Source organism: Ketobacter sp. MCCC 1A13808 (assembly GCF_009746715.1).
Lineage (GTDB): Bacteria > Pseudomonadota > Gammaproteobacteria > Pseudomonadales > Ketobacteraceae > Ketobacter.
In genome coordinates, this window is the sequence record NZ_VRKW01000041.1 from 1 (window position 1) to 3,629 (window position 3,629).

4 protein-coding genes are annotated in these 3,629 nt (G+C 41.0%); all 4 read left to right on the forward strand.

Annotated features, from left to right (window positions below; all coding sequences use genetic code 11):
• Positions 1-303 precede the first annotated feature (303 nt).
• The 4 genes from FT643_RS22735 to FT643_RS22750 all read left to right on the forward strand — a co-directional run bounded on the left by FT643_RS22735 (position 304) and on the right by FT643_RS22750 (position 3,395).
• Positions 304-645 carry a darcynin family protein gene (locus FT643_RS22735; RefSeq protein WP_156873698.1) on the forward strand — a complete coding sequence of 114 codons (342 nt, stop codon included), beginning with the start codon at positions 304-306 and terminating at the stop codon, positions 643-645.
• Positions 646-745: 100 nt separating this feature from the next.
• Positions 746-1,984, forward strand: a complete 1,239-nt coding sequence (locus FT643_RS22740; protein WP_198043826.1) for a hypothetical protein — start codon at positions 746-748, stop codon at positions 1,982-1,984.
• 156 nt (positions 1,985-2,140) lie between these two features.
• Positions 2,141-2,389, forward strand: coding sequence for a DUF1272 domain-containing protein (locus tag FT643_RS22745; protein ID WP_156873699.1), 249 nt, complete (start codon positions 2,141-2,143; stop codon positions 2,387-2,389).
• Positions 2,390-3,017: 628 nt separating this feature from the next.
• On the forward strand, positions 3,018-3,395 hold the full coding sequence (locus FT643_RS22750) for a hypothetical protein (RefSeq protein WP_156873700.1): 378 nt from the start codon (positions 3,018-3,020) through the stop codon (positions 3,393-3,395).
• Positions 3,396-3,629: the final 234 nt, after the last annotated feature.

Genomic DNA, 3,629 nt, shown 5'->3' on the forward strand with positions numbered 1-3,629 from the left:
TAACAGTGTGACTTACGGCAGCATCATAACTCGATAGGTCGGCCCACTTACATTCGGGCTTCAACAGTTTTATCCTATTACGATGCAACAAAAGACAAAACAAAATACGAGTTGGTGGGCGTTGCAGGCAATGTGTTTTTCCCAAGCAAATTATAACCATCACATGCAGTGGAGCCGCTTACGTTCCGCCGTTTTTGTGCATTCGCTTTGCTCATTATTGCACAAAAACGGCTCCACTCCAGTGGCCCACTGATGTGGGCGTTATGCGTCATCAAGCCATATGGAATCAATAAGGAATAAGTAATGCCCAGAAAGTACACCTTTTTTATACATATGAATGCTACAAAAGAATGGCTTTCCCTTAGTAGAGATGATCGGGAAAACTATTTTAGTCATATTAAAACTGAAATATTTGCAAAATATCCAAGTGTATCGGTGCGGCTCTATGATGTAGAAGCTTTCAGCACCAAATGTAGTGATATTGCTGTCTACGAGACCGAAAACATTCAAGATTATTATTTCATGATAGATGCTTTGCGGGATAGCAAGATCTATACAGTACCTTATTTTGAAATTGTAGATATTTTCCCAACAATAGAAGATGGCTTCGTGGAGTATGAATCGTCACTATCCAGCAACGCATAACAAACGCAAGCAGGCAGGGACAAACTTTCCGCTGGCGCTCCAAGTTTGCCCCTGTTGCGGACGTTAAGCTTCCCAGCCAAAATTGTTGATACGGTGTTGAATGAATTTTAATTACCAATTGAAGTGTAATACATGTGAATCTCTAATTGATGTGAGGGTTGGCATGTCAAATAGGGATGAAACACCTATGAGGTTTGCCTGCGTGAATTGCGGGGAACCGATACACATTATTTACCCACGTAAAGGCGGAATAAAAATTAAGGGCGCAGTAAGTCTTCCTTTTGAGGGCCCATTTGACGGCTCAAACCCCTTTGTAGATTTACATATAGATTTCCCTGTTTCGTTTGAACCCTATGTTATGGGAATGACAGCGTTTATGAAGGGGGTTCAAAGAATTGGCTACGAAAACTATCAAGTTCATAATCATCGCCTAAATGCACTTAACTTTTTATATCCAAAAGTAGATACCATAAAAAGAGTGATGAGGTTATACGATAAAAACCCTGATCTTTTTGGTAGATTATGCAAGAAGGAATTCTCGGAGGAGTTAAGGTCTAGTGAGCAAAAAGATCTAAATCTTGCTTTGTATGCAGTAATTGCTAAAGTATTTTTTCCGTTTTCTATGCCAAATGAAAACGCAGAATCTGTCAATATTTTTATGCGGGTGACTCGCGACCTAATGCAAGGCAAGAAAGAAGCGTTTGATAAGTTCATTCGCGATATTATTTCAAATGACTTCCTAAAGAATCTACAAAAGGATTGCCTTGAGATATATCCAGAGATTCTCAAATACGAATTGGTGTTCAGGCCCGCGCTATTTTTTGATTTCGATCAGCAATATCAGAATGAACTGGTTGCTTTCAGGGTCTCAACTGATGAATTCTTAACGTATAAAGATTTATATAAAGATATATCTGAGATTATGTCGCGCCAGCTGGTGTTGATTGCGGGAATAAACAACATAATATTAAGAGGCGATCACAACGAGTTTGGTGATTTTGGAAAACGAACGCCGAAATCATTAAATAAATATGCGGATGTAGCGTTTGGTCAGAAAATTGAATTCCTGGATGACTGCTGGTATGAGATAGATGAAAGCCTTTATGATAATCAGCTTCGTAACTCTATCGCTCACTTCAAGGCAGAATATGATGATGTATCGCAAAAGATAACATACTACCCTAGAAAAGAAGGGATGAATCAAGAAAAACAAGAAACGTTATTTTTTATGGATTTTATACGGAAATGCTTGCTCTCTTATAGGGAAATGCACCGTATGCACCATTTGATAAAATGTCTCTTCAACTACTATTACATTATATACAGCGAAAAAGCTTAACAAGCGCATGCACAGGAAGCCAACTGCGCGCCGCCAATTGTGGTGCGCTTCGCGCACTTTACCACAATTGGCTCTGCTCCGTTGTCTCCTGTGATGCGGGCGTTATGCGAGTATTCACCACCGTGCCACAAATAAAACTTAATTTTGGAGATCCCTATGTTGGAGATGAGGCCAGGGTGCGAATGCTGTGACAAAGATCTACCGGCAGACTCGAGCGGTGCTTATATTTGTTCTTTTGAGTGTACCTTCTGTAGAGATTGCACGTCGAATCGACTAAATTTTATTTGCCCAAATTGTGGTGGCGGTCTAGTTGAAAGACCAATCCGACCTACTTCAAAACTGAAATCTAACCCAGCATCGTTGGATAGAGTCTATAAACCATTAGGCTGTAAGGAGACAGTGTAGATTTTTGCCGTGAAATTGAGATCTAATAACTGCGAACTATCTCCGCTTACCAAATACGATCGATCGCATAACAAACCGCAGCAATCGCTCCCTACGGTCGCTTGGACAGCCAAAGTTACGCAAATTTTTGGCATGGCTTCGCCATCTTATGCCAAAAACTCGCACCACTTTGTCTGCCATTGTGCGGCGCGTTATAGTGCACCCGCTCAGGATCATACCGGGCTGGATGTACGATAAAGTCCATAGTCAGTGTGTGAAAAACCCAGCTAAAGCTGTGAGGGAACTGGTCAGCGATTTCATCTTTCTGTACGCTCTGAAGCGCAAGCCGCCGCACGCATAACGAGTTGATGCGGACGACGGCTTGCGCTTCAGAGTGTAGAGTGAATCTACGGTCACTTATATTTCTCTTAAATTTAAACCGCGTTCAAAAAAGGGTTGGTGGTGAATTGAAACACCGAGGGACGAGCGCAATATAACAACCAGATGATATGGAATCTAAAAGTTGTCACCCATCTTGCTGCGCAAGCTGACCGCCAACTTTCTTAACGATTCCATATATCTACTCTCGTTATGCGCTACGAAGTGAGGAGCGTTATTCTGTATTTGGAATGTAATTGGGGAAGATATCATGCTTAGATATTTCATTGTGATAGCCGTTACAAATTTGGCATTTGATCTGGCAGTAGCAGAGCAAAATAATGAGAAGGATACGGGATTCCCTTGGGAGCTGGTAATTGATAGAGGTAAAATTAACGGATGTATCTACAACAATAGATATTACTCAAACGGCTCAATTGTAGTTAAAGAGACGTTACCAAGAAAATGCAAAATAGACTCAAATAGAGATGGCTATTGGGCACAGCTAGAAGAAGATGAACTTAAACTCTATGAGTCGTCTGTTCGATCTCAAATGAAACTTGAAGAAGAAGCTCTTACTGTTGGAATTGAGCCCCTAAATAAGTATGAGGCTGCAATAGTTAGGTTCATGAGAAGATCGCAAGAGTAGATATAGGCAGCGTTCGAATTCTGTCTTTTTTAAATAGAAATTAAAATTAGTATGCAAAAATATACTTTAAACAATAAGGTTTTATACATTCTGTTATTCTTGTTAAGCGGATGCCCTATCTGTCAGCCTTGTTGTCACCTGAACTTTTCAGAGGACGACAATGCAAAGATACTCCCCAGAGCGTAAAGAAGCGATACTCAGGCGGATGGCCCCGCCCCACAGCACGACCGTTGC

Bases quoted from the DNA above. Each gene is read 5' to 3' on its own strand.
- FT643_RS22735 (WP_156873698.1), top strand. From the start codon at position 304: ATGCCCAGAAAGTACACCTTTTTTATACATATGAATGCTACAAAAGAA.
- FT643_RS22740 (WP_198043826.1), top strand. From the start codon at position 746: ATGAATTTTAATTACCAATTGAAGTGTAATACATGTGAATCTCTAATT.
- FT643_RS22745 (WP_156873699.1), top strand. From the start codon at position 2,141: ATGTTGGAGATGAGGCCAGGGTGCGAATGCTGTGACAAAGATCTACCG.
- FT643_RS22750 (WP_156873700.1), top strand. From the start codon at position 3,018: ATGCTTAGATATTTCATTGTGATAGCCGTTACAAATTTGGCATTTGAT.